The 26,556-nt window shown below is 40.4% G+C and carries 26 protein-coding genes; 5 read left to right on the forward strand and 21 right to left on the reverse strand.

The annotated features are described in order from the left end of the window. Positions 1 to 23 precede the first annotated feature (23 nt). The 7 genes from ORI98_RS08550 to ORI98_RS08580 all read right to left on the reverse strand — a co-directional run bounded on the left by ORI98_RS08550 (position 24) and on the right by ORI98_RS08580 (position 5,392). Entirely contained in the window at positions 24 to 1,238 is a 1,215-nt protein-coding gene (locus ORI98_RS08550; protein WP_261298143.1) for a pyridoxal phosphate-dependent aminotransferase, read from the reverse strand. A gap of 237 nt (positions 1,239 to 1,475) precedes the next feature. Beyond that, positions 1,476 to 2,036 (reverse strand): elongation factor P, encoded by a 561-nt coding sequence (gene efp / locus ORI98_RS08555; protein ID WP_188839774.1) that lies wholly within the window; start codon positions 2,034 to 2,036, stop codon positions 1,476 to 1,478. Between the two features lie 51 nt (positions 2,037 to 2,087). Then, entirely contained in the window at positions 2,088 to 3,275 is a 1,188-nt protein-coding gene (gene earP, locus ORI98_RS08560; protein WP_306134943.1) for an elongation factor P maturation arginine rhamnosyltransferase EarP, read from the reverse strand. Positions 3,276 to 3,434: 159 nt separating this feature from the next. Then, the gene (fldA, locus tag ORI98_RS08565) at positions 3,435 to 3,962 is read right to left on the reverse strand and encodes a flavodoxin FldA (RefSeq protein ID WP_306134944.1); all 528 of its coding nucleotides are present in this window, start codon (positions 3,960 to 3,962) and stop codon (positions 3,435 to 3,437) included. A gap of 51 nt (positions 3,963 to 4,013) precedes the next feature. Continuing rightward, positions 4,014 to 4,286 (reverse strand): LexA regulated protein, encoded by a 273-nt coding sequence (gene ybfE, locus ORI98_RS08570; protein WP_188839772.1) that lies wholly within the window; start codon positions 4,284 to 4,286, stop codon positions 4,014 to 4,016. Between the two features lie 8 nt (positions 4,287 to 4,294). Then, entirely contained in the window at positions 4,295 to 4,516 is a 222-nt protein-coding gene (locus ORI98_RS08575; RefSeq protein WP_261298144.1) for a DUF2788 domain-containing protein, read from the reverse strand. 111 nt (positions 4,517 to 4,627) lie between these two features. Beyond that, positions 4,628 to 5,392, reverse strand: coding sequence for an alpha/beta fold hydrolase (locus ORI98_RS08580; protein WP_306134945.1), 765 nt, complete (start codon positions 5,390 to 5,392; stop codon positions 4,628 to 4,630). A 308-nt stretch (positions 5,393 to 5,700) separates the two neighbouring features. On the opposite strand from ORI98_RS08580, the gene seqA reads away from it, so the two are divergent. Together seqA and pgm are read left to right on the forward strand one after the other, a co-directional pair. After that, on the forward strand, positions 5,701 to 6,408 hold the full coding sequence (gene seqA, locus ORI98_RS08585) for a replication initiation negative regulator SeqA (protein WP_306134946.1): 708 nt from the start codon (positions 5,701 to 5,703) through the stop codon (positions 6,406 to 6,408). Between the two features lie 21 nt (positions 6,409 to 6,429). Further along, positions 6,430 to 8,073 carry a phosphoglucomutase (alpha-D-glucose-1,6-bisphosphate-dependent) gene (gene pgm, locus ORI98_RS08590; RefSeq protein WP_306134947.1) on the forward strand — a complete coding sequence of 548 codons (1,644 nt, stop codon included), beginning with the start codon at positions 6,430 to 6,432 and terminating at the stop codon, positions 8,071 to 8,073. 208 nt (positions 8,074 to 8,281) lie between these two features. On the opposite strand, the gene ORI98_RS08595 is transcribed toward pgm, so the two are convergent. From ORI98_RS08595 to ORI98_RS08655, 13 genes are all read right to left on the reverse strand, one after another. Then, positions 8,282 to 8,446, reverse strand: a complete 165-nt coding sequence (locus ORI98_RS08595) for a hypothetical protein (RefSeq protein WP_306135060.1) — start codon at positions 8,444 to 8,446, stop codon at positions 8,282 to 8,284. A gap of 81 nt (positions 8,447 to 8,527) precedes the next feature. Then, entirely contained in the window at positions 8,528 to 8,872 is a 345-nt protein-coding gene (locus ORI98_RS08600) for a hydrogenase maturation nickel metallochaperone HypA (protein ID WP_306134948.1), read from the reverse strand. Next, complete coding sequence (gene hypE, locus ORI98_RS08605) at positions 8,872 to 9,882, reverse strand: hydrogenase expression/formation protein HypE (protein ID WP_306134949.1); 1,011 nt, start codon at positions 9,880 to 9,882, stop codon at positions 8,872 to 8,874. Before hypE ends, ORI98_RS08600 begins: the two co-directional genes overlap by 1 nt. Next, positions 9,875 to 10,996, reverse strand: coding sequence for a hydrogenase formation protein HypD (gene hypD / locus ORI98_RS08610; protein ID WP_306134950.1), 1,122 nt, complete (start codon positions 10,994 to 10,996; stop codon positions 9,875 to 9,877). Before hypD ends, hypE begins: the two co-directional genes overlap by 8 nt. Position 10,997: 1 nt before the next feature. Continuing rightward, positions 10,998 to 11,237, reverse strand: coding sequence for a HypC/HybG/HupF family hydrogenase formation chaperone (locus ORI98_RS08615; protein ID WP_306134951.1), 240 nt, complete (start codon positions 11,235 to 11,237; stop codon positions 10,998 to 11,000). 2 nt (positions 11,238 to 11,239) lie between these two features. Continuing rightward, on the reverse strand, positions 11,240 to 11,989 hold the full coding sequence (gene hypB, locus ORI98_RS08620; protein WP_306134952.1) for a hydrogenase nickel incorporation protein HypB: 750 nt from the start codon (positions 11,987 to 11,989) through the stop codon (positions 11,240 to 11,242). Positions 11,990 to 12,093: 104 nt separating this feature from the next. Next, entirely contained in the window at positions 12,094 to 14,487 is a 2,394-nt protein-coding gene (gene hypF / locus ORI98_RS08625; RefSeq protein WP_306134953.1) for a carbamoyltransferase HypF, read from the reverse strand. Continuing rightward, positions 14,487 to 16,379, reverse strand: coding sequence for a NiFe hydrogenase (locus ORI98_RS08630; protein WP_306134954.1), 1,893 nt, complete (start codon positions 16,377 to 16,379; stop codon positions 14,487 to 14,489). The genes hypF and ORI98_RS08630 overlap by 1 nt, the downstream gene beginning before the upstream one ends. Next, complete coding sequence (locus ORI98_RS08635; protein WP_306134955.1) at positions 16,357 to 16,923, reverse strand: HyaD/HybD family hydrogenase maturation endopeptidase; 567 nt, start codon at positions 16,921 to 16,923, stop codon at positions 16,357 to 16,359. The genes ORI98_RS08630 and ORI98_RS08635 overlap by 23 nt, the downstream gene beginning before the upstream one ends. 5 nt (positions 16,924 to 16,928) lie before the next feature. Continuing rightward, positions 16,929 to 17,594, reverse strand: a complete 666-nt coding sequence (gene cybH / locus ORI98_RS08640; protein WP_306134956.1) for a Ni/Fe-hydrogenase, b-type cytochrome subunit — start codon at positions 17,592 to 17,594, stop codon at positions 16,929 to 16,931. Between the two features lie 31 nt (positions 17,595 to 17,625). Then, entirely contained in the window at positions 17,626 to 19,329 is a 1,704-nt protein-coding gene (hyaB, locus tag ORI98_RS08645) for a nickel-dependent hydrogenase large subunit (protein ID WP_306134957.1), read from the reverse strand. Positions 19,330 to 19,331: 2 nt separating this feature from the next. Beyond that, a complete protein-coding gene (gene hyaA / locus ORI98_RS08650; protein WP_306134958.1) occupies positions 19,332 to 20,468 on the reverse strand; it encodes a nickel-dependent hydrogenase small subunit in 1,137 nt (378 codons plus the stop codon). 930 nt (positions 20,469 to 21,398) lie between these two features. Next, positions 21,399 to 21,713: a hypothetical protein gene (locus tag ORI98_RS08655; RefSeq protein WP_261298149.1), complete on the reverse strand. Its 315-nt coding sequence runs from the start codon at positions 21,711 to 21,713 to the stop codon at positions 21,399 to 21,401. A gap of 244 nt (positions 21,714 to 21,957) precedes the next feature. Between ORI98_RS08655 and ORI98_RS08660 the strand changes: the two genes are divergently transcribed. From ORI98_RS08660 to ORI98_RS08670, 3 genes are read left to right on the forward strand one after another with little or no spacing between them, the layout of a single operon-like run. Beyond that, positions 21,958 to 22,440 (forward strand): putative 4-hydroxy-4-methyl-2-oxoglutarate aldolase, encoded by a 483-nt coding sequence (locus tag ORI98_RS08660; protein ID WP_306134959.1) that lies wholly within the window; start codon positions 21,958 to 21,960, stop codon positions 22,438 to 22,440. Positions 22,441 to 22,492: 52 nt separating this feature from the next. Continuing rightward, positions 22,493 to 24,313: an AsmA family protein gene (locus ORI98_RS08665; RefSeq protein WP_306134960.1), complete on the forward strand. Its 1,821-nt coding sequence runs from the start codon at positions 22,493 to 22,495 to the stop codon at positions 24,311 to 24,313. After that, positions 24,313 to 24,846: a BsuPI-related putative proteinase inhibitor gene (locus ORI98_RS08670; protein ID WP_306134961.1), complete on the forward strand. Its 534-nt coding sequence runs from the start codon at positions 24,313 to 24,315 to the stop codon at positions 24,844 to 24,846. The genes ORI98_RS08665 and ORI98_RS08670 overlap by 1 nt, the downstream gene beginning before the upstream one ends. 131 nt (positions 24,847 to 24,977) lie before the next feature. Here the strand turns inward: ORI98_RS08670 and ORI98_RS08675 are convergent, their stop codons facing one another. After that, the gene (locus ORI98_RS08675; RefSeq protein WP_306134962.1) at positions 24,978 to 26,531 is read right to left on the reverse strand and encodes a LysM peptidoglycan-binding domain-containing protein; all 1,554 of its coding nucleotides are present in this window, start codon (positions 26,529 to 26,531) and stop codon (positions 24,978 to 24,980) included. Between the last annotated feature and the right edge of the window lie 25 nt (positions 26,532 to 26,556).

A 26,556-nucleotide genomic window follows, 5' to 3' on the forward strand; every position in this document is an offset into this window, starting at 1 on the left:
TGATATATGGATGAAACTACTGTTTATTGGCGATAATCTTCTAAGAAATTGCCAAACTCATTTAATGCTTTAGTCAGATCTTCCTTATGTGGTAAGAAAACCACTCTTAAGTGATCAGGTTCTGGCCAATTAAACGCAGTTCCTTGTACCAACAAAATTTTCTTTTGTTTGAGTAGCTCAAAAACCAGACGTTCATCATCGCGTAAATTAAACTTTTTCATGTCGAGTTTAGGAAATGCGTACAAGGCACCTTTGGGTTTTTTACAGCTTACGCCAGGAATAGAGTTTAACATCTCATAGCAGGCATCGCGTTGTATTGTGAGTCTACCATTGGGCAAAATTAACTCATTGATAGATTGGTAACCGCCCAGTGCTGTTTGGATCGCATGTTGATTAGGTACGTTAGAGCACAAACGCATGGATGCAAGCATTTCTAAACCTTCAATATAGCTTTTTGCAGCTTTGAGGTTGCCGGTAAGCATCATCCAACCCACTCTAAAACCAGCCGCTCTGTAGGCTTTAGAAAGTCCATTGAAGGTAACAGTTAAAATGTCATCTGAAAGCAGCGCCGCTGGGACATGTTGCGCTTCGTCATATAAAATTTTATCGTAAATTTCATCAGAAAATAAAATCAAATCGTGCTGACGGCAAAGCTCAATGACCTGTTCGATTAATTCTTTTGAATACACAGCGCCGGTTGGATTGTTAGGGTTAATTAAAACAATGCCGCGGCTGCGAGGGGTTATTTTACTTTTGATATCTTCAATGTCAGGAAACCAATCAGCTTCTTCATCACAGCGATAATGTACAGCCTTACCGCCGGCCAAATTGGCGGCAGCTGTCCAAAGAGGGTAATCAGGTGACGGGATCAACATTTCATCGTCTGGGTTAAGTAAGCCCTGCATGGCCATTACGATCAGTTCAGAAGCACCATTGCCGATATAAATATCTTCAATATCAACGCCGAATACCCCTTGGGATTGGTAATGTTGCACAATGGCTTTACGAGCAGAAAATAAGCCTTTAGATTCGCAATAACCTTGGGCACTGGGCAAGTTTAATATGACATCTCTAACGATTTCTTCTGGGGCTTCAAATCCAAACGGTGCGGGATTACCGATATTCAGCTTTAAAATGCGATGGCCTTCGTCTTCTAAGCGACGGGCTTCTTTATGAACTGGTCCACGAATGTCGTAACACACAGTATCTAATTTATTGGATTTGATGATTGGACGCATACCGCTCTCGTTAAAATACAACTAAGTAGGCGAACCATAACGAATTTAATGGCTTTGTGGAAGTGTTTGGTAATGAAATTATTCGAGTTTTTTAGTGGTTTACGCTGTTTTGATGTTAAAAATTAGTGTTTAAATCTTATTTAATGGGGGTAATTTTATCTTAATTGGCATATTGTGCTGCCAAGATACAAAAAAGCCAGCGATTAAGCTGGCTTTTGGGGAATTTACAAAATGTGATTAAACACGCTTTTTAAATTCACCAGTACGAGTGTCGATTTCAATCTTGTCGCCAACTTTAACGAAATCAGCAACAGTCACAGTACCGCCGCCAGTGATGGTAGCTGGCTTCATGACTTTACCAGAAGTATCGCCACGAGCTGAAGGCTCAGTGTAGATAACTTCACGCACGATATGAACAGGAAGTTCTACTGAAATCGCTTTGCTATTATAGAAAGTCACTTGACACTGATCTTCCATACCATCAACGATATATGCTGCTGCATCACCTAAGTTATCAGCTTCAACGTCATATTGGTTGTATTCTTCATCCATAAATACATACATAGGATCTGCGAAGTAAGAATAAGTACAATCAAGACGTTCTAGAATGATATCGTCTAACTTGTCTTCGCCTTTAAACGTCTGTTCAGTACCTGAATCAAGTAATAAGTTTTTTAGTTTTAACTTAACGATTGCAGCGTTACGGCCAGAACGAGTTGTTTCAGTTTTTTGCACAACCCATGGGCTGCCATCTAACATGATCACGTTACCAGGACGGATTTCATGAGCAGTTTTCATTACACTATTTCCTATAAATTATCGATATCGATTTTAATTTCGAGCAGTATCTTAGCGACTTTTCACGAATTGAACTAGTCTAGTAGCAAGATCTGCACTATTTAATGCTGTCATTGGCCATGTTTTTGCGTGTTGCAATAAGGGCAAATGATTAAATTCGAGTTTTTGCCAATGATTGACTGTGTCAATTTGATTACCTTGGTTGAACGACAGGTTCAATTCGCACCATGGCTTAGCTAAATCAGGCGCTAGATTATCGCAGTAAATTTGCATAAAAGCTTCTAATTTTATTAGGTGATAATCATCTTCTTGCGGATAAATGTGCCAAATAAACGGTTTTGCAGCCCATTGAGCGCGTAAAAAGGAATCTTCACCGCGAACAATGTTAAAATCGCAACTCCATAATAGTCGATCGTAACCTTGTTGATCTGTCATCGGCAGTATGTGCAATGTCACATTATCTAAGTTGAATTGCTGACCCGCGACAAGCTTATCAACCGAACAAGCTAATATGGATGTGAGGCTATTTAAACTTCTTCCTTTTGGGATAAGCACATGGATAGGGGACTTCTCTGCCTGCCAGGATTGAATTAAGCCTAACAATGATGGTGTTTCATAACTAAATACTGAAATGACGCGGTGATTAGGCTCAATGCCACGTAAACCTAATTGGTTAAACAATGCCATCTTATTGGCATCATCGCTTTGCCAGTTATCACGTAATTGAAACAGATTTTGCTCGCAAATTAATCCTCCGGTTTTATCTGTGAATCCTGGCAGATAGAAATACTTCTGCAATCCATTGGTTTGAAATGAGGGTAAGCCGTGGCAACCCTCAACCCAATCTTCTGCCGACAAGTATTCTAAATTGAGCCAGATTGGCAATTCTATTGGATTAGTTTGCTTTAATTTAGTCAGCCCTTCAATTATCGATGAAGGTATTTCACAGGCAAAAGCCTCAATTAAGCATTGGCCTGGTGAATATTCTTCAATTGATGAATCATTCCAGTGAATAATGTTAACGCCAAAAAAGGTCTGATAGGCTTGACCAGCATCAAGTTCAGGCAAAATGTGAGAAAAGCTTTTAAGATCGTCCACCCATAAATTAACCGTGATTGCGTATTCAGCAGCCAGTTGTTTGGCTAGACGCCAGGTGACGCCTATATCACCATAATTATCAACAACAACGCAAAAAATGTCCCAGTGGTTAGCATTGATAGGAATTGAGTCTACATCCAAAATATGCTCCTGTAGCCATACAAGATAAACAAACGATCATTATGTGAGATGATTCTAGTAAACTCATGTAGCTGTATATTTGTGTTGTATGTTTTCAAATTAATTAGACGAAAAAGCGGCTAAAATTAGCCGCTTTTGTTGAAAGTTAATTGGTGATGATTAACCTTCAAGTTCCGCTAAACACATTTCTTCGTAAATTTGTTTAACCCAGGCATCAACACGTTCTTCGGTTAATTCAGGTTGACGATCTTCATCAATACCTAAGCCCACAAAGTGGTCTGCGTCGGCAAGGCCTTTTGAAGCTTCAAAATCATAGCTCTCGGTTGGCCAGTTACCGATAATAATACCACCACGAGCTTCAACGATGTCACGGACCATGCCCATAGCGTCTAGGAAGTACTCTGCGTAATCTTCTTGGTCACCACAACCAAAAATAGCCACTAACTTGTCATTAAAGTCGATTTGCTCAAGTTCAGGGAAAAAATCATCCCAGTCACATTGTGCTTCTCCGTAATACCAAGTTGGGATGCCGAATAATAACAGATCATATTCTGCGATTTGTTCTTTAGTACTCTTGGCGATGTCTTTAACATCAACCATTTGCTTGCCCAGTTTCTTCTGGATCATCTTGGCGACAGCTTCGGTGTTACCAGTGTCGCTACCGAAAAATAGACCTACAGTTGCCATGGGGTATCCTTTCAATATCAATTTCGCTTAGTGCGATGTTCGAAAAATGAATCAGTTGTCGACTTGCTGTTGCAGAATATGCTCGATTAACTGGCTACGACTGATGTTACTGGCCAAAGCCTGTTGATTCAAGGCGTCGTATAAATCTTGTGACACCTTTAACTCTATTCGCTTTAAACCGTTAGCGCGATCACGCTGAATTTGGTTACGTTTATTGATCTTTAATTGTTGTTCACGAGTCAGTGGATTACTTCTGGGTCTTCCACGTCGTTTTTCACTGTCAAAAAGGTCAATGGTCGTTCTATCTGCTGTTTCTTTTGCCATATCTCTTATTAACCAATACCTGAACCTTCCCAGGTCATTTGAATAATGCCTTTTGCCACAAAACCAGCACAGCCTAAAAATAATACACCCCAGACGATTAATCGCCCGAATTTCGGTACATTACCTTGATTCAGTACATCCCTGATGGCCATACCAATAAAAAAGAAAATTGCTGCAAAAAAGAAATCCAAACTGAGGCTTTCTATTTGTTCCATATATTGATTCAGCATACTTTACCTTTTAAAGATTTCTTTTACGGCAAAAAAGAGGCGCGAATATATCACATCATACTCGCAACGGCTATCTGCCTCAGTGTAAATGCTTGAAAAATAGTCGTCGGTTTAGCGCAAAAACTCGCCGACAATTCGATTAAATATCTCAGGCTTTTGTGCATGTAACCAATGACCTGTACCATTTAGTGTTTTAGCTGTGACTTTCGGAAACTGCTGAATAATGGCATCACGATGTTCAGCAGTGACATAGTTTGAGTCTCCGCCACGAATAAACAGGCAAGGTTTATTGTATTGTAGTGGTCGATTATCCTTTGTTAACTGCCAATCAATGATACGATCGTAGCAATCAATTAGCCCAGATAAATTCATCTTCCACTCAAAACCTGACTCAGTGCGCTGTAAATTTTTCAGCAGAAATTGAGCCGTTCCTTCATCAATACCAGCATCAATCAAATGGGTTAGCGCAGATTTACGGGTTGTGTTTTGATTCAATGGTAATGAGGTCAGCCCTGCAAAAAACAGTTGATGACGTGGTTGATAGCTAACAGGTGCAATATCAGCGACAACGATACTGGTGATGCGCTGAGGATATAATAGCGCGGCTGCCATAGCGATTTTACCGCCCATGGAATGGCCGACGAGTTTTACGCAATCAAATCCAAGTTTATCGATTAAGTCTATAACGGCTTTGGCTAAGGTTGGGTAGTCCATGGTGTTCCAATGTTCACTTAAACCATGATTTGGCACATCAACACGAATCACTTGAAAATCTGCTTCAAGGGATAAACCTAATGACTTTAAATTATCTAAATTGCCAAACAAACCGTGGATTAAAATAACGGGTTCGCCATTGCCTGAGGTGACGTAATGCATTTACTTGCCTAACTATCTGACTCTGATGGCGGCAAATTCTGCGTGATGACGGGGAGCAAATCAAGTTTTGTTGTCGATTTAATCTGCAACATGATAGCGATTTATGAATAAAGTAGTCAGTTAATGTTGAATATCTATCAATTAATCAATTTGGGGCTTTATTCTTGCCCGAGGCTTAGCTTAAACTGGCACGATAAACGATCGCAATCGATCTAAAAAGAATAAATTGAATTCGCAAGGTATGGTCTTATACGCCGTTGTTAACTGCAATTGTGATTATATCTTCGACACACAAAAGGATGATTGAAATGAAATACATTGAAATTGATGAAGAACTTTACCGTTTTATTGCAAGCAAGACTGAAAGAATTGGTGAGAGTGCTTCAGAGATTTTACGTCGTTTGTTAGGTCTTCCCGTTGAATATGTTGCCGATCATACACCTGACTCTATTAGTCAGCCAGGTCTTGATGCGCTTGACGCCAATGCAAGGGACGCTTTATTTAATAAGGCAAAAACCATTGTTGAGCAATTAGTCAATCATCGCGCTCAAGTCAAAGCTGAAACATCAAAGCTGGTTAATGAACCCGTTAAGGCATCAGTAACAACCGAATCGATTTCAACCCCTCCTGCCGCGCAAGTGGCTGAAGCGACAAAATCCGTTAATGCCTCATCTTCAACTATGGATTTTAACGCTGTGATTAACGAACATTTGATCAGTCAGCAGAAGGGTGCGGTTGGTCGTTTTATGTTTTTGCTTGATGCATTGGCTAACCAAGCAGGCAGTCATTTTGATCAGGTATTGCAAATTCAAGGCAAAGGGCGTCTATATTTTGCCCGTTCAAAACAAGCATTATTAGATGCAAGTCAATCTGCAAATCCGAAAGAAATTGGACAAAGTGGTTATTGGGTAACAACTAATAATAATACTGCAAAAAAACAAACCATTTTATCTGAAGTCCTTATCCATCTTGGGTGTGATGCCCAACAAGCTTCTACTATAGCAAAATACATTTAATCGATAACAAGGAGACGCGGCGTGGCAATTCATGAGCGAGCAGGGACGTTAGCATTACCAGCAGATTTAGTGAATATTCCTAAGTTAATGAGTTACTACTACCGAATGATCCCAAATGTTGAAGATGTTCAACAAAAAGTGACCTTTGGTACTTCCGGTCATCGTGGTTGTGCTTTTAAATCAAGCTTCAATCAGAATCATATTTGGGCTATTGCTCAGGCTGTGGTTGATTATCGTCAAGCCGCTAACATTACCGGGCCTATGATTGTCGGCTATGATACTCATGCCTTATCCTATGCCGCATTTATGTCTGTTGTCGAAGTGCTGACGGCGAATCAAGTTAACGTGCTGATTCAAGCCAACGATGGTTTTACCCCTACACCTGTGGTGTCACAAACCATCATTAGTGCTAACAAAAATAAACCTGTTGCTTTAACTGACGGTTTAATTATCACTCCGTCACATAATCCTCCTCAAGATGGTGGGATTAAGTACAATCCGCCACATGGTGGTCCTGCTGAAGGTGAAATAACCAAGCAAATTGAAGATAAAGCGAACCAATACTTAGCGCAGCAATTAAGTGGCGTTAAAAAAGTCAATTATGGCGTTGCACTTGCTTCAGGTTGGGTAAAAGAAACCGATTTTATTGCGCCTTATGTTGAGTCTTTAGCTGAGGTGATTGATTTTGAAGCCATTAAAAAAGCCAATTTGCGTTTAGGTGTTGATCCTCTAGGAGGCTCAGGTATTTATTATTGGCAGCATATTGCCCAACGTTATGGTTTAGATATTACCTTAGTAAACGAGTTGGTCGATCCAACCTTTAGTTTCATGACATTAGACAAAGATGGCAAGATCCGTATGGATTGTTCATCACCTTTTGCCATGGCCGGTTTATTACAACACAGCGAAAATTTTGATTTATGCGTCGGAAACGATCCTGATTATGACCGCCATGGTATTGTGTGTCCTGGATTTGGTTTAATGAATCCCAACCATTATTTAGCGGTAGCGATTGATTACTTAATTCGTCATCGCCCACAATGGGCAGAGTCTTTATCAATCGGTAAAACATTGGTATCGAGTGCCATGATCGACAGAGTATGTGCCAGTTTAAATCGTGCTTGTTTGGAAGTGCCAGTTGGCTTTAAATGGTTTGTCGATGGTTTGGCCAACAGTACCATTGCGTTTGGTGGTGAAGAAAGCGCTGGTGCAGCATTTTTGCAACGAGATGGTAGCACATGGTGTACAGATAAAGATGGTTTTATCTTGGCCTTACTGGCCCTAGAAATGACTGCTGTGACAGGAAAAACGCCGTCGCAAAGATATCAAGAGTTAACCGCCGAGTTTGGTGAAAGCTTCTATAGCCGAATTGATAGCCCGATCAGCTTGAAGAAAAAAGCTAAATTTGAGCAATTAAATAGTCAAAGTTTTACTGATACTACTCTTGCTAGCGAAACGATAACTGCAATTTTGTCACACGCACCTGGCAATAATGCGCCGATTGGTGGGATTAAAGTGACTACAGAAAACGGCTGGTTTGCCGCTCGACCATCTGGCACTGAAGCTCTGTTTAAAATCTATGCCGAAAGTTTTATCAGCCAACAACATTTAGATGCCATCATTTTACAAGCACAGCAAATGATTGATAGCGCATTAAAAGGCTAACTAAAACATTGAGATGATATAAACAAACGCACTCAACTGAGTGCGTTTTTGTTTGCAGCGAGTATGGATTAACAAGCGAGTATAGTTAACCTGAGCTACTGGTTAGCCTTTTTCTTTACCAGAGCCGAGGTTATTTAGCATCACATATTGAATGTAATGGCCAGTCAATTAATACTTTTAGCTGAAGCTGTTTGTCAGTATTGGCTAACTATTTTTTCATTTTCCAAATAATACCTGCGACTACAGCCACTAAAATGATTGCAGGCGCCATTTGTTCAAAATGATGAAACAACCCAGGCGCACCATGTCCTTCATGGGCCAAAGCGGCGCCAGAAATAGCCATTAAAGAGAGAGACCAGATGAATTTATTCATTACTATTTCCTTATTTTTATGTATTGGTAACGCGTTATTTTTGCTATCAAATTACCGTTAAGGTGATGTAGCGGCCAAAATCTAGGTATCCATTTCTAATTGCATTAACATCATGTCTTCACCGTCAACAACAAGGGTATCCGCTGAATTGCAATCTGGACATAACACCACTCGATGCATCTGCTCTGTGCGTTTATTACAGGTATTGCATTGCAATACTAAAGGTTGGATCTGCATGTTTAAACTCGCGTTGGTGCATATTCCATCTAATTTGAACGAGTTAAATGCTTGCGCTAAAAGGCTTGGTTCTACACCGCTTAAGATGCCCACTTTTATGTTAACGCGTTCAATCGCAATTGCATTATGCTGCTTTGCTAATGCTTCGCATTGTTCAATTAGCGCCATAACGATAGAGTATTCGTGCATTAACAAATCCTTGGCAGTAATTCACCCTGTGGTAAGTCTAAGTAACGATGGCTTCCCCATGGGGTTGTTAATACCACTCTGCCGTTATGCGCATCAACAACATTGCCAATAATGCAGGCTTTTTCACAATGTCCGTAGCGTTGTAATATTTCAACCGCGCCATCGGCGGCTTCACGGGGAAGCGCAATCACAAAAGTGCCTTCATTGGCTAAGTCATGCGCTTCAAATCCAAATAGTTCACACAAGCCTTTGACTTCATCGGCAATGGGAATATCTTTTTCTATTAACTTAATGCCCACATTGGAAGCTTTAGCCCATTCATTCAATACGGCTGCAAGTCCACCGCGGGTTGCATCTCGCATTGCATGAATGGGAATGTTTGCGGCAATTAATTGCTCAACCATTGGCCATAGGCTGGCACAATCGCTGGTGAGATCTGACTCAAGTTCAAGTCCTTCTCTTGCCATGAGTATTGCTGCACCATGTCGACCAATATCACGAGAGACAATGATGACATCATCTGCTGCTAGGTTTTTTGTCGATATATTTGGCATGATAATTCTGCCAATGCCTGTGGTATTGATAAACAAGCCATCCGCACACCCACGCGGCACCACTTTGGTGTCTCCACAGACAATACGTGCGCCTGATTGTTGTAATTCCTCAGCCATACTTTCGACTATAATTTTAAGGTCAGCTATTGAAAACCCTTCTTCAATAATAAAACTACAACTGAGGTATTCAGGTTCTGCGCCCATCATGGCAAGATCGTTAACTGTGCCTGCAATGGCCAATTTTCCTATATTGCCCCCCGCAAAGAAAAGTGGCGATACGGTGAAAGAGTCGGTCGTAAACGCGACAGGTCCATTTAAATGAAGTTTGGCGGCATCTTCTTCGGCGCGCAGTATGGGATTATCAAAAGCCATAAAGAACAGTGACTTGATTAAATGATCCATTTCTTTGCCACCACCACCGTGACTGAGTTGAATGGTGTTATTTGCATCAACCATGGGGTATTTCTCCGTAACGATAGTAAGCGTTACATGCGCCTTCTGAACTGACCATGCAACTACCTAATGGCGTTTGTGGACTACAACCGCGACCAAATACTTTGCACTCTTTAGGACTGGCAAGACCACGTAAAATATCACCGCACTGGCATGCTTTGTGATCATCGATTGGCTCTGTAGGCAACACTGATTTAAAATGATGTTCTGCATCGCGTTGAATAAATTCAGCTTTAAGCTTGAGTGCTGATTTAGCAATCGGCCCTAGTCCGCGCCACCTGAATTCGTCTCTTAACTCAAAGTAACGATTAACTAATTGTTGGGCGTGAACATTGCCGTCAAAAGTGACAGAACGGGTATATTGGACTTCAAGTCTGGCTTCATTAGCTGCTTTTTGTTTAACAATAGACAAAATCGATTGCATCACGTCGACGGGTTCAAAACCGGATACCACGACTGGCGTGCGGTATTGATCAACCGCGGTTTGATAGATTTTTGAGCCAGAAATCACACTAACGTGTGCTGGGCCAATAAAAGCATTCACTTTGGCATTTTTCTCTGACATAACGGCATCAATTGCCGGAGGCACAAGCACATGATTAATGTGAAACAGTAAATTATTGACTCCTTGCTGCTCAGCTTGCTCAATCAATACTGCAGTCATAGGGGTAGAGGTTTCAAAGCCGATCGCAAAAAATATCACTGTTTTATCAGGGTTGTCCTCTGCAATTTTTAAGGTGTCAAGTGGATCATAAATCGGCCTGATATCACACCCCTTAGCACGGTGATTAGCTAGGCTACCGGTTGAACCAGGCACTCTGATCATGTCACCTAAACTGACTAAGATAACATTGGGTTGATTGGCTAAGGCAATAGCATGATCGATACGCTCTTTTGGCATCACACATACGGGGCAACCAGGACCATGAATAAATTTGATATTCTCAGGTAACAGCTGCAATAAGCCATATTTCATGATGGTATGAGTATGACCGCCGCAGACTTCCATGATATTGACATCGGAGTCTAATTTGGATGCCAGTTTTGTAATTTCATTTGCCAACGAATGGATCGTAGCTGGGTCTCTAAAGCCTTGGTAAAGATTGGTTAATTGCATGCTATTCACCATGCTCATTCATCGATGCAACAATTTCCTGGTATAAGGCCAGGCTTTGCTTTGCATCTTCATGATCAATTTTGTTCATTACAAAGCCTATATGGATCAGCACGTAATCACCAATGGCTAATGGTTCAGACATTAAATGACTACTGACTCGGCGTTTAACGCCCATAGTGTCAACTGTTACGCTGGCATCATCATGAATACTGACAACTTGTGAAGGCACCGATAAACACATGGTTATGCCCCCTGAATGGTTGCGGTTAGATTGTCGTCGTGTGCAGTGGCAAGCCAGTTTACCAATGGGGTAAATGTTTCTGCCTCTTTAACCGATAGCGTGATTAATTCTACATGGGGGTTGAGCTTATAAAGCGCTGATTTCGCGTGTTCAATATCAAAGTCAAAATAGGGCAGTAAGTCGGTTTTGGTGATGACAACCACATCGGCTTTACGGAACATGACCGGATATTTTTCGATTTTATCGTCACCTTCAGGCACAGATAACAACACGATATTTTTATGTGTACCTACATCGTAACTGGCAGGACAAACCAGATTGCCAACATTTTCCACAAAGCAAATATCTAATTCATCTAACTTAATGTGATGTAAGGCACTATGAACCATAAAGGCATCTAAATGACAGGCTGAACCTGTCTGTATCTGGTAGGCCGAAATGCCTTTGGCAATTAATCGGTCTGCGTCTCGTGATGTTTCTAAATCACCTTCAATTACTGCATATTTTAAGGTTGAGTGTAGGCCTAGGTGTTCCAAAAGAGTGGTTTTGCCACTGCCTGGACTACTCATGATATTAAATGCTGTAACTTGATGCTGATTAAAATGACCGCGATTATGCTGTGCTTCAAGATCATTTTTACTGAGGATTTTATGAATGACAGATAAGGTTTTTTTATCATTCAATTGAGGATTCGTTTTAAACGAATGATCGTGATGGTCATGAGTAATTGAACAGCCGCAGTCCTGGCACATAATCTTTCCTAACTAGATGTCAATAAACACAGTCTGCGATAATTTTTAGCTCAAAACATTGATGAAAATCAGTTTTATTGAATTGTTTTACTGTTAATGAAAGGTTAATTCAGCTTTGTGATCAAGTTATCATTTTGCTGGTTATTTAACCCATGCCAAAGTTGACCTAAAGCAATGCCACCATCATTAACGGGTACATATTGAGATGGAAGAACCTGATGTTGTTGATTGTTAGCATCTATTAAACAACGCGTTAATAAACGTTTGTTTTGAAACACGCCGCCGCTAAACACTAATGGATATTGAGGGTATTGCTGAGCGATATCATTGACTGCATCAGCTATAGCTTGGATAAACTGATGGCAAAGGTGTGATATTAATGTGTCGTTTGGCGTCTGAACTTGCGAGATTAGGTTAATTATTTGGTGAAACAGTGCTTGGCTTTGCCAGACGGTTTTATTATCGACCTCTAGTGACGTTATTGATAATTCGGGTAAATCGATGCTGGGATGCTGGTGACTTAAATCCATTTTGGCCGCTTGAGATTCAATCATCATTCCGGCTTGTCCTTCAAACTGGTTTGTGTCAATCAGTCCTAATGCTACGGCCAATGCATCAAAAAGGCGGCCAACTGAACGACAGGGAATACAATGGTGATTATTGAGCCATAATTTGTGTAGATTATTCAGGGTCGTATTACTTAATTTCTGTATTGCCGAAATCGGTAACTGTTTTACCTTTTCAAGGGATAAGGTTTCAAATAACAATGATAGTAAGATACGAACGGGTTGTTTGATGGCTTGCTCTCCACCAATTAATTTAAACGAACTAAAATGGCCTAGAGTGGTAAATTGGCTGGTATCGACAAGCATTACCTCGCTGCCCCAAAGCTCACCATCATCCCCTAGGCCTGTACCATCAAAACTAAAACCGATTACTTTTTGCTGATATTGATTAGTCGCCATAACCGAAAGAATATGTGCAAAGTGATGCTGAATTGACACTAAATCGACACCGTGATGATGTTGAACAAATTGTCTAGCCCATTTACTGGGGGAATAATCTGGATGATGATCACTGACAATTGCACTAGGTCTAAATTGATAAAGTCGCTTAAAGGTCGCTAAATTGTCCTTAAAATATTGATCAGCTTCAATGCTAAATAAATCGCCAATATGCGGTGATAAAATCATATTGCGATTAAATGCTAGCGCAATGGTATTTTTCTGTTGTGCGCCAACGGCAAGTATTGGCTTTATGCTTGATGTGGTTAAACCATGGCTAAGCGTGAGCGGGGCGTATCCTCTGGCAAGACGGATCACTTGTAACTGCTCATTAATCACTTGTACCACGCTATCATCACAGGCATTGGCTATCGGTCGATTATGGTCAACAATTGCATCAACGACGTCATCTAAACATGTAAAAATTCCAGCGATATCCCCTATGATAGGTTCGCCGCTGCGATTAGCACTTGTCGCCACAATGGGTTTGTTAAATACATCGAGTAATAAATGATGTAACGGAGTGTAAGGTAAAAATAGACCGATTCGGTCTATGCCGGGTGCTACGGAATCTGCCAGTAAAGGTTTTTCTCCATTCCTGGGCGATAATTTGTCCAATAATGTAATGGGTCTTTCTGCACTGCTTAACACTTGCCATTCTGAATCTGTGCCTGTTGCAAGTCGTTGGGCTTGCTGCAAATTAGGTACCATAACGGCTAAGGGTTTGGCGGGACGTTTTTTACGCTGTCTTAACCTTGATACTGCTTGTTCATTGGTCGCATCACATATTAAGTGAAATCCACCTAAACCTTTAAGGGCAATTATTTTACCTTGGGATAATAATTTTATTGTAATGCCAATGACATGCTGTGATGGACAATCGACCCATTCATTTTCTACATATAAGCGTAATTGTGGGCCACAGGTTGGGCAACTGACCGGTTGAGCGTGATATCGCCTATCTAGTGGATCATGATAAGCCTTAGCGCAGTCATCACACATCGAAAAACTTGCCATAGAGGTTAAATGGCGGTCGTATGGTAGTTGGTTAATAATGGTATAGCGGGGGCCGCAATTAGTGCAATTCGTAAAAGGGTAGAGATAATGTCTATTAGCCGGGCTGTTTATTTCATCCAGACAATCTTGGCAGGTACTTTTATCGGCTGATACCGCAACAATGGCCTGACTATCATTCGTTTCACTTTTTAAAATGATGAATTGTTCAAATACTTCAATGATATCTTGCTGGATACAAATTAATTCATCAATACGGGCCAGCGCTGGCGGGGCAGTTTGTAGCTCAAAGATGAACGCATCAATTTGCTCCTTACTGCCTTGTAATACCACTTCAACACCTCTGCTGTCATTTAACACTGTGCCTTTAAGCTTTAGGGTATCAGCTAAACGGTAAACATAAGGTCTAAATCCTACGCCTTGAACTATCCCTTTAGCGGTTATTTGCTTTTGTATTAACAAGGCTGATTTTTCGTTCATTAAGTGTGGCTACCGCGTCGACGAATTGGCAGTAATAAACCGCCAACTGCAATATTGGCGCCCTCTAAATCTAACTGAGGATTAACGGTTAATGGAAAGTTTTTACCTATTCTCAGCTGTATTTGTTTCGCTAAAGGGGGATAGCTAAATTCAGTTCCCGCTAATACGATTTGTTTGATGCCAATATTCTGATCCAAATGTTCTAACCAATTACTTAAATAATCAGCGAAAGAGTCAAAAAAACCATAAGCGAGTTTGGCTTTATCTGCTTCGCCAGCAATTTTAAAGCTCATCAAGGTACCCAGTGTTTTACACCAATTGAGACTTCTTACCGCTTCTCCTTTAATCAAAGGGAAATCAATTCTTGGCGCATTATTGCCTCGGTAGCATTCAGCAGAGCTGATGATGCCATCTAATAATTGTTGATGGACAGCATGTTGAGCATGTTCGTTTACCGGGCAACCAATAATGATCGCTGCAACCGTTAATAAACTGCTTAAGTTGGCGGTTTCATTATTCAATTTAAGGTCAAGTAACCTAAGATAACTTTGCGGGAATTGTTGCTTATATTTAACCAGTAAAGGCGCTTGTTTACTCGATAATAACTGGTGGCAAATTTCATAACCGTTTTGTGGTATTTCAGTAAACGTGAAAAAACATTCAAACTGACTTTGACCATCAATGGTTGCAATTTCACTCTTTTGTTGTTGGCTAAAATACAATACGGCAGCGTGTTTAGGTTTGTCAGGATAACCAGACAAACAGCCAAGCAGGGCACGATAACCTAAATGCTGCTCGATGTTTTTATGTGTAAGTTGTTCATTAGGTAATGACTCAAGCTGGTTATGCTGCGATGGTTTACAGCTTAAGTAAACTTGCTGAGACACACTGCTTGAGAGTGATTTATCTACGGCGATATATTGGCTTGTTGAATTAGAGAATGTGGATTGTTGATGTAAACATACAGCGGCAATATCAATTTCAGTTGTTGAGGTTTTACTGATTTCAACCCATTGTTGATTTACTCTGGCTAATCGTAATGCCTGGTTTGTATTTAATAAGTCAGTTAACGGACTTAAGTATATCCAGTTAATACCTTTTTGACGCAAACGTTCGCATATCACTTGCAGCAAACGGTTATAGGCAAATTGCACATCATAGCGCACGGCATGATTACAATTTTCTAGGCTATGTTGTTTGTCACAACTTGCGAGAGTTACAACGGGCTTCTCGATGCTTGATAATGCCAGAACTTGGTAATCATTCACGGTTAATTGTGCGTTTAAGGTGTTCGGATTACAAATCAAAATATGTGGCCGAACATAGGTAGTTTGTTTTGCCTGAGTCACGTGAGTTTTTGGTTGTAATGGTTCGTTAAGTGAAAGTGTTAATGCTTCACTTTGCAAGGGTAATGTTCCCTGCGTTAATAAGGTATCAACCAAGGCATGAATATCATGCTGGGTTAAACCTTGCTGCGCCGCAGTAAGTTTTGTTTCACCATGACAATGATGGCAAACTAGGTCTATTTTACCGAACTGCGGACTTTGATTATCGCCAAAGAGTGGTTGGCAATGTTGGCAAAATAACAATGGCGCGGCAGCACTTTTCCCCAGTGTCGCTGATATTGGGTATTGTGGCTCAGACATGCGCTGAATATTGGTATCAACTAACCACACAGAGAGTAAAAAATCGGCCGCAATTTTATCCGCAAGTTGTTCTAATTCAGCCTGCTCGGCATTAGCTTCAATGATATAATGGATATGCTGCTGTTCATCGGTAACGATACCGAAGTTAATCGATATTGCGGTGTCGAGCGCATATTGCTGACACAGGTGTTCATAAAGCGGCACCGATTTTAGGCAAATAAATTCAAACTGAATAAAGTGCTTCATGGTTAACTCCGCGTTTATAGGCATCTGGAATAACATCCTCAATTTGAATTGATGCTTTTTGTTCGACAACCATACCGAGTGTTGTTAAATAGGAGATTAAGGCTTTTTCCATCGTTGGGATCGCATTGATAAGCGCTGGTGTCAGTCCTAATGTCATAGGTTCAATCACCGTGGGAATAACACCCAGCACTTGAGTCACAGGGCGGTCGCCAACCATATCCATCATGGTCAGTGTTTGCAGCATTTCAACTTCATGTGCACTGCCTTGCCAGTCTATTTCCGCTGGTGCATGGTCAAAATCAAAAAAGAACACATCACCGGCACAAGCATGGTTACTGTTAACGGTATCGACAACAATGAGCTGATCATATTGGCTAATTAAGGGGATTAAGCTTTGGGCTAAGGTGCCACCATCAATTAAGTCTAACTGATGGTTAGGATGGCTAAATTTATATTTATCTTGGATGTAATTGACAAAATGTACGCCGATACCTTCATCGGCGTACAACACATTGCCAATACCCAATATGAGTATTTTCTTCACGGCGTTTAATGATCCTTATGATAATCATAACCGGATACTATTGAGTCAACCGAATTATGCTTAAAGCGAATTCCTGACCACACCGCCATATAGACATGGATCACTACAAAGATGATAAATGCCCACATTAAATAATGGTGTATAACACGAACGTACGCTAAACCACCCATTTGTGCTGTGATCCAAGCCGATATTTGCCACAATGCTCCACCTAGACCTTGATGATATACATTGGCATATAGCACCAAACCCGTAATACAGATAAACAAAGCCACAAGCGAAATTGCAACGTAAGTAACAAATTGCAAAGGGCCATAAACACCAGCTTTATTAAGGTGGCCAACCCAAAGATATGATTTTAATTGGCTTATCCAGCTCGACACACTCATCACGTCTTTAAAAGAACGCCTTTCAATATTATGTCTACTGAAAAAAAACAAATAAAATCGAGCTATGGTGACCGCAGTTAAAGCAAAACCAAATACGATATGGGCAAAACGCAGCCAGCCTTGAACGAGCACGTCAGTTGAGCTCGGTGCGACTAAAAATGGCCAAGCTAAGTAAAACCCTGTGATAATCAAGACAAAAATTGATAACGCCCTTAACCAGTGAAATATTCTGATTGCTGGGGTAAAAATATAATGCCTGGTATGGGTTGCTTGATGTTGCATAAGTCATCCCTCCTGAATATGTTCACTCACATTAAAAACCGTTGGGATCAATTTTAAATTGGCCTAAGGTCTGCTTTTTATAATCCATAACATGCACCGAACACGCCATACATGGGTCAAATGAGTGAATAATTCGGATCACTTCTAATGGTTTGGTTGGGTCTTCGAGTGTTAAACCTATTAATGAAGCTTCGTATGGGCCCATTTTGCCATTAGCATCTACTGGGCCAGCATTCCATGTGGTAGGTACAACGGCTTGATAGTTTTCTACTTTGCCATTTTTAATCCGTATCCAATGACTTAACATGCCTCTGGGTGCTTCATTCATCGCATGGCCAACATATTCTTTGTTTGAATCAATCTCTGGTGCGATATAGGTTGATTCATCACTTTTAAGATTGGTGATCAAAGCTTCAAACGTGTGTAAACTCGCTTGACCGACAAGGACGGTTTGTAGCATACGTGCCGCGGTTCGCCCTAAGGTTGTAAATAAGGCTTCAATGGGTAAACCTGTTCTGGCAAGTAATCCGTTAACTGCATCCACAACAATTGGGTTGCCTTTGGCGTAATTAACTAACAGACAAGACAAGGGACCTACTTCAACAGGTTCATCTTGATACCTTGGTGATTTAACCCAGGAATATTTACCATCACCATCTAAGGTCGGTAGTTTCCCATATACAGTTTCACGTTCGACAAAACCGGTATAGTCGGGAACTGTTGTGCCATCATAGGGGTGTTGAGCGCCATCGGCTTTGTACCATGCATGAGTGACATCTTCTTTGATAAACTCTGGATTAATGTCTGTCACGTTAGCGAGATCACCGTGCATGATGACGCCCTGTTCAAACAGGTATTGACCATCACCCATTAAGAAATCATTGGTACATAAAAAGCTCTTCACATTGACGCCGCCTAATACACTTGCTTCAGTTCCAAAGGCTTCTGCTGCCATAACGATATCAGCTTGATAAGCTCTTTCAATGAAGTCTTGCACTATGGCATGTTTTTGCTTCCATTCTTGAAGACGAGCAGGGCTTAACATATCGCGAACCGATGTAACACCACCAACCACTAATGATTGTGGATGTGGTGATTTACCACCAAATATCGCTAACATCTCAGCTGCTACACGTTGGACTTCAAGTGCTTTAAGATAATGCGATAGGGCAATTAAATTTTGTTCAGGGGTAAATCGATAGGTACCATTGCCCCAATAAGCATTGGCAAATGGGCCTAACTTGCCTGTTTCAACTAAGCCTTTAACCCTTTCTTGTACGGCTCGGAGTTCTCCTTCGCCCGTTGCAATCGGTTTGTCAGAATACTTTAGTGAATCTTGAGCTGCTTTAGCGGGATCAGCCCCCAGTGCTGAGACGACATCAACCCAATCTAATCCATGTAAATGATAGAAATGTACGATATGGTCATGCATGTATAATGACGACTGCATGAGGCTGCGTAAATATTTGGCATTAACAGGAATTGTCATGCCTAAAGCATTCTCTACCGCTTCAGTACCACATCGGTAATGTGAATAGGTGCAGACTCCGCAAATTCTTTGTACTATTAAACCGACATCCATAGGAGTACGGCCTTTAAGAATAACTTCTATGCCACGCCATAATGTTGATGATGACCAAGCCTTAGTGATGACATTATTCTCATCTACTTCAACTTCGATACGTAAGTGACCCTCGATACGAGTGATAGGGTCGATAACTACGCGTTTGTTCATGATTAATCCTCCAATGGCTTAGCAAATACACTTGCAACGGCATGTGCGCCGATCCCAACAACAGTCGCACCGAGTATGACAGCGCCTATTGTGTCTGCTGTGGTATCAATACCATGTAGAAGTTGACGTCCGAGTGGTTTTTCAAAATCAGCCATATCATCCCAGAAGTTTGGCTCTGAGCATCCCATACAGCCATGACCTGCCAATACCGGCCAACTAGTGTGGTGATTAAACCTTTCAGTAGGGCAGTTATTATATGTGTATGGGCCTTTGCAACCCACTTTATATAAACAGTAGCCATCTTTAGCGCCTTGGTCGCCGAAGGTTTCAACGAATTCACCGGCATCAAAACGGCCACGACGTTCACAGTTATCGTGCACCCGAGCGCCATAAGCCCATTTAGGTCGGTTAAACATGTCTAGAGCAGGTAACTTACCGAACATGATGAAGTACATGAGCGTGCCAACAATATTTTTTTCGCTCGGCGGACATCCGCCTAAGTTAATCACGGTTTTATCGACAACCTCATGCACACCCTTAGCTCCTGTAGGATTTGGATACGCCGCTTGAACACCGCCAAAAGCAGCACAGGTGCCGACTGATATGATTGCGGCGGCTCCTTCTGCGGCTTCTTTGACAATCTGAAGTCCGGTATGACCTTTACAACCAACGGTTAAGAAAGCGCCATTATTGGCTGTTGGAATTGCACCTTCTACGGCTAATAAATAGCGACCTTTGTATTGTGCCAGTGCATGCTCAAGATTTTCTTCAGCTTGCCAGCCTGAGGCTGCCATTAGGGTTTCATGGTATTCCAATGAAATATGGTCAAAAATCAGGGTGTCTAAATTCGGTGAATCAGTTCGAATCAAGGATTCCGAACAGCCGGTACATTCAGCCATGTGAAGCCATATCAAGGGAACACGGTCTGCAAGTTCAGCAGCTTCTGCGAACAAATTACTGAAAGGTAAGGGTAATGCGAGCATGGCTGTCATCGCCGCACTCCATTTAATAAAGTCTCGGCGAGTGATGCCGTTATCAGCCATTTTCTGTTCAAGACTGACTGATTGCCTTGGCGCAATAGCGCGTAAATAAGCTAAACGCTGCTGGCCTTGCGCATATAGGGCTGCATGAGTATCCATAACGTAACCTTCTTATTGTTGTCGGGTCTGCATAAGATCTACTCCACTATATGTTTGTCTTTGTCGGTGGAACTTGATTTAAATCAATCCATAAAAGACAAATGTAAATGGCAAACCCGTTAGTTGTTAATTTTTTGATGCAGATCTGTTATTTGGGGTGGTGTGGGACATTTTGTCCTAAATAGAGTTAAGCAATTAATGCCAGTTATTTATTGCAGATAGGGGATATGCTCATTTATGGCGCTAAATAGAGTTTAGTGAGTCAGAGCGAAGCGTAATTCGTTAAGGTTTATTGATTCAAAAGTTGTAGATAATTTAAACAAGTAAGGAGTATCAATCACAGGGTGAGATCGCGAATACTTTTCGCTCAATTAGTGGAAGTTTATTAATCGAATATCAACTGCATAGACGCAGTTGTTAAGCCATCATGGATGATTTCACGGCGTTTCGTTTAATAAACTTTCACGAGTTGTATAAAATACAATCACTCATGCGGTAGCCCTAGTATCAATCATGCTAGTAAATAAGCGGCTTTTGATTTAGCGAAGAATGGAACAAAATTCAGTTTGTAAAGTATTCATTGCGAGGAAGCTCTCTTGCTCTTTTGTATGTCGCACAACGATACCGCCCGAGCATAGCGTAACAATAAGTGAGTATCGACTTTAATTACCCTAAAATATTTGGTGATGCGAGTTTAAAAGCAAGGTTTATAACTGGTGTATTGCTCGAATGATGATATCTATAGAGATTTACTATTAAATCGTTTTATACACTAATATGCCAGATGCTTAATTGGCCATATTTGCATGTTGAAGTTGATATTAAAGTTGCAGCATCGATATCGTGATAGGCGAAATTTCCTACCTAGAAAAGGTAAAAACAACCGAATTAAAAGATTCAGCCAAAAAGAGCCTATTAATCAATACATGCTTATTTTTTTGATTTTGCCATAATATTGAGCACGTCTTGATAACTGATATTGTACTGGCGGGATAAATTAATAATTTTAGTTTTATATGTTTGTACTTTCTCTTGTCGCAATAGATCAGACTGTTTGTCTTCAACAAGTTCGTTAATCGTTTCTTGAAGGATTTTTAGACGGCGCAGACTGAAATCCAATGACTGAATATAAGTGCGCATTTGCGGTTTGTTACGGGCATTTTCAAGGTTGGTAGTGGTACGCTGCTCAAATTCAAGTTCATCAAAGGCATTGATAACCCGAGCAAGCTCTAAATCATTTTTCATGTGTAATCTGTGTCTCAATAAAAAAACAAAGTATAAATAACAATCAAATATTAGTCACTTAAATTAGTCAGTTAATTTACCTGTAATACAAAATGAGTCACCATTGAGGATAATGTGTCTTCATCAATATCAGGTGGCTTTAGTACTCTTTCACTTTTGGCAAGATAAGCACTTGTTTGTTCATAGGTATTTATTTAGTCTTAACATCTGATCCAATCTTTTCTTTATGTCGCATGGAGGCATTATGCTTGATTTACTTCCTGATCTTTTTGACCAATACCCACAAGAATTGCAACTGATCAATTTGCCATGGCAAACATTTGGTCAACATGCCGTTTTTAGCGGGCAAATTGTCACGGTTAAGTGCTTTGAAGATAATTCAAAGGTTAAGTCTATTTTGGCAACGCCAGGACAGGGTAAAGTGCTAGTTGTTGACGGTGGCGGCTCTACTCGACGAGCGCTATTAGGTGATATGATTGCACAAAGTGCTGTGGATAATGGATGGCAAGGAATTGTTATATATGGTTGTATTCGTGATGTTGCAACGATTAATACCATGAATATTGGTGTTAAGGCTTTAGGCGTTAATCCGATTAAAACGGACAAAAAAGATCTAGGCGAAATTGGTGTTAACATTGAAATAAATTCAATCGAAGTCAAGGATGGCATGACTGTTTATGCTGACTTAAATGGTGTGGCAATAAGTGACAGTGCATTAGTACTATAATGACTATTATTTAATACCTGTATCTTGAACAAATTTAAGCTAAGGATTGGTTATGAAACTAATAAAATGGTTGGTGATATCAATAGTTGCAATCGTTATTTGTGCTGTGCTGTATCTCACTGTGTTTTTCAATATTAATGATTTCAAACCCCAAGTCGTTGATGCGGTTAAGCAACATACCGGACGAACTTTAACAATTGATCAGGATTTGAGCTGGAGTTTTTTCCCTACCCTTGGGATCAACGTTGGTTCAATTGCGTTAAGTAATCCTGATAATTTTCAACCTCAACAGATGTTGCAAGTAAATCAGGCCGTGGCTAACGTTGCTTTGCTGCCATTATTTAGTCAGCAAGTTAAAATTGATAATTTAAGTTTAGACGGTTTGACACTCAATTTAATTACCGATAAACAAGGGAATACCAGTTTTGATGGTTTAACCTCAACGGCTCAGAATGATAAATCAAAAGATGTCGAATCAGACCAAATTGATAAAAGCATGCCATTATCAAGTCTTAATGTCGGTGGCGTATCTATTACCAACATGCATATTAATCTTATTGATATGCAAACAAATTCAGAGCAACACTTTACCCTCACATCATTTACCCTAGGTGAGTTTTCACTGGGTGAATTTGCCGATATGGAATACGAATTTGAAGCTGAATTAGCTGATATGAAATTATCTTCATCAGGCTCAGGCAAAATTAAGGTTTCACAGAAGATTGATCATATTCAAATCAGCGACTTGTTAATTGAGAATCTAGTTGAGGGTGAAAATCTACCTAATAAAACCGTTAAAACGACAATCGCGGCTGATTTGTCTGTGGCACTAAATACAAAAAATATTGATCTAGTTATCAGTAAACTTTCAGTTGACAGTATTCAAGCATCAGCCAAACTCGCAGTTAACTATGCAAAAAAAGTCCCGGTAATTGATTTCAATATTGAATTTGGTGACATTGACTTAAATTCCTTATTGCCTAAATCGGCAGAAAGTGACACTGATAAAAATGGTACTTCTGAGCAGGATGCTGAAGTGACGTCAGAGCCAGATCTTGCCTCACTTAAAGGTATCGACTTAACTTTAGCTCTTAAGGCGAAGTCAATTAAGCTCGATAACTTACTGACCCAAAATTGGCAGCTAAACACTACAGTTAAACAAGGGCTTATTGATATCAAACAGCTTACGGCTGAGTTGTATCAGGGTAATATCAATGTTAAAGCATCCATTGATGCGCGTAACAAGGTGCCAAGCTATCAATTTAATAATCAACTTAACGGTTTACAAATCAGACCATTATTGACTGATTTAGCTGAAGTGGATTTATTATCTGGTACCGCTAACTTTACCGTTAAAGGTCATGGCAGTAGCCTTATTCCCGCTAAGCTTAAACAGCAACTCATTGCCAATGGACAATTTGAGATTGCTGATGGATCTTTGTATGGCGTCAATATTCCTCAAATGATCCGCAGTGGTCAAAAGAAGTTAGCCGGCGATTTATCCGCGCAAGACAGTCAAGAGTTGAAAACTGATTTTACCAGTTTAACGGGTGGCTTTTCTCTACTTGGTGGAGTCGTTACAAATCCAGATCTTGCTATGGCATCACCATTAATTCGTTTAGATGGCAATGGAACAGTAAATATCATCAGCCAACAAATTGATTATAGCCTTATCACTAAAGTGGTCGGCACACTTGCAGGACAGGGGGGAGAGAAAGATGCTTTATCAGGTATTGATATTCCGTTGAAGATTACAGGTAGTTTTCAAGAGCCTAAATATGGATTAGACACTCAAGCTTTATTAAAAGGTAAATTAAACAAAGAAACTGACAAATTGAAAGACAGTTTATTTAAAAAATTAGGAGGATTGTAATGCGCAAAATATTCGGCGCTATTTCGTTATTCGCCTTGATTGGTTGTGCTGGGGCAGTGGATTCTGATGTTAAAGCCGATTATGTCAAACCAAACATCAACCAGATCATTAAGTTGTCTGCAGGAGAAGCAATGCAAGTCATGAGTCAAGCTGTATTGCATGGTCATTTGGATGTGGTGCCATTTTATCAGAGTGCTAAATCAATGCCGGTCTCATTAACAGTAACAAACCAAGCTGAACATGGGGTTGCTATTCAATTCAATTCGGGCATGACGGCTGATTTATGGTTGATAGATCCTAAAGGCCGTAAAGTGTGGGCATGGTCTGAAACGATGATGTTTACCCAAGCGCTCAGGAAAGTAACAATTGGTGCAGGTAAGTCAGTCAAGGCAAGTTTTAATGTGCCTGCTGATGTCTTGGCAAAAATAAATACCAAAGGTTACCGATTACAGGCTAAGTTTGCCGGAAAAGCCCTGGAAAGCAGTTTACCGACCATGAATGATCTTAGTGTAGAATTACTGTTTGCCGAATAACCGTTGGTTTTTAGATCATACGTTGGTTAACTTGTGTGAATAACACTATAAATATCCATTAAGTATATTCATTACATTAAAAAAGCGGTTTAACTCAGGTTAAACCGCTTTTTTGTTGATCGTTTACATGATTAACTATTACTAATTAACAGTTTTAACATCTGTCCAGGTTGCAGATAGTTATTCTTTTTCAAACTGTTCCATTCAATCAAATCAGCAACAGTGACTTTATATCTGGCGGCAATACGTACTAGTGAATCTCCAGATTTAACCTTATAGCTGACCACTTTTTCATTACTTGAGTCAGTTTTAGCAATTTGGTTAGGATAGAACACTAAGCTTTGACCAATTTTAAGAGACTGATCTTTGTTAAGTTTATTCCACGTGGTAATTTGCTCAATCGAAACACTATGCTTGTTAGCAATGGCCCATAAACTGTCACCAGACTTTACTGTGTATGTTTGGCGTTGATTGCTTGATTGAATAACTGGTTTACGCGCAAGTAGTTGATCGGCATTCATACTTGCCAAATCTGGATCTTTACTGGCCACAGGTATAATTAAGAATTTACCAGCAACAATATTATTGCCCTTAATGCCGTTACTATTGCGGATCATTGTTGGAGAGGTTTCAAATTGCTGAGCAATTTCACCAATACTGTCACCAGATTTGATCTTATACCTGACCCAGTTAATACGGGCATCAGGTTCAAGTGAGGCGAGAGATTGATTGAATGATTTAGCACTTTCAGCGGGAACTACTAATAAATGTGGTCCCATTGGCGCAGTTGCCCAGCGTAATAACCCTGGGTTAAGTGTTTTTAATTCATCAACTGAAATTTTCGCCATTTCAGCGGCTAAATTTAAATCCAACTGACTTTCAATATTCACAATTGCTATTTGAGGTTTATTCTCAATAGCAGGTAAATTGATACCCAATTCATCAGAGTGTTTAATAATATCAGCAAGCGCCATTAATTGGGGGACATAATGCGCGGTTTCTTTTGGCAGTTTTAGCATCCAAAAGTTAGTTTCTTTACCATTATTTTTGTTACGTTTGATGGCATTAAGGACTCGTCCTTCACCAGAGTTATACGCGGCTATAGCATAATCCCAGTTTTTCCCCATCTTAACATACAGGTATTCAAGTAAGTCTAATGCGGCTAATGTTGATGCTCTTACATCACGCCTACCGTCATACCACCAGTTGGTCTTAACTTTAAATGCATTTGCTGTCGGTAAAGTTAACTGCCAAAGCCCAGACGCATCACTAGGTGAATAAGCGGTAGGGTTATAGGCACTTTCAATGACAGGCAACAAAGCTAATTCGGTAGGTAAGTTGCGTTTCTCGATTTCTTCAAGAATGAAATAAAGGAATGGCTCAGCACGCTGAGTGACAATTTCTAGGTGCCTAGGATTGTCGATGTACCACTGTCGGTATTTATCAACGAGTTCCTTTTCAGCAATTTTTAATTGCATGCCATCACGAATTCGTTGCCAAACATCATTAACCTCGGCCACATCTTGTTCGATGTCTTCAATGGTTCTAGGTTGTTTACTGGTTTTCGCTGGGACTTTTGCCGACGAAGTATCGTTAATCACGTCGTCATTAACATTAGGGGTAATTGACTGACAGCCCAACATTAATATTACACTAGCAGAAAGTAGTGATAACTTTGTTTTCATTGAATAAAAATCCCTAAACCTAAGA

The organism is Shewanella sp. ULN5 (genome assembly GCF_030731885.1).
Lineage (GTDB): Bacteria > Pseudomonadota > Gammaproteobacteria > Enterobacterales > Shewanellaceae > Shewanella > Shewanella holmiensis.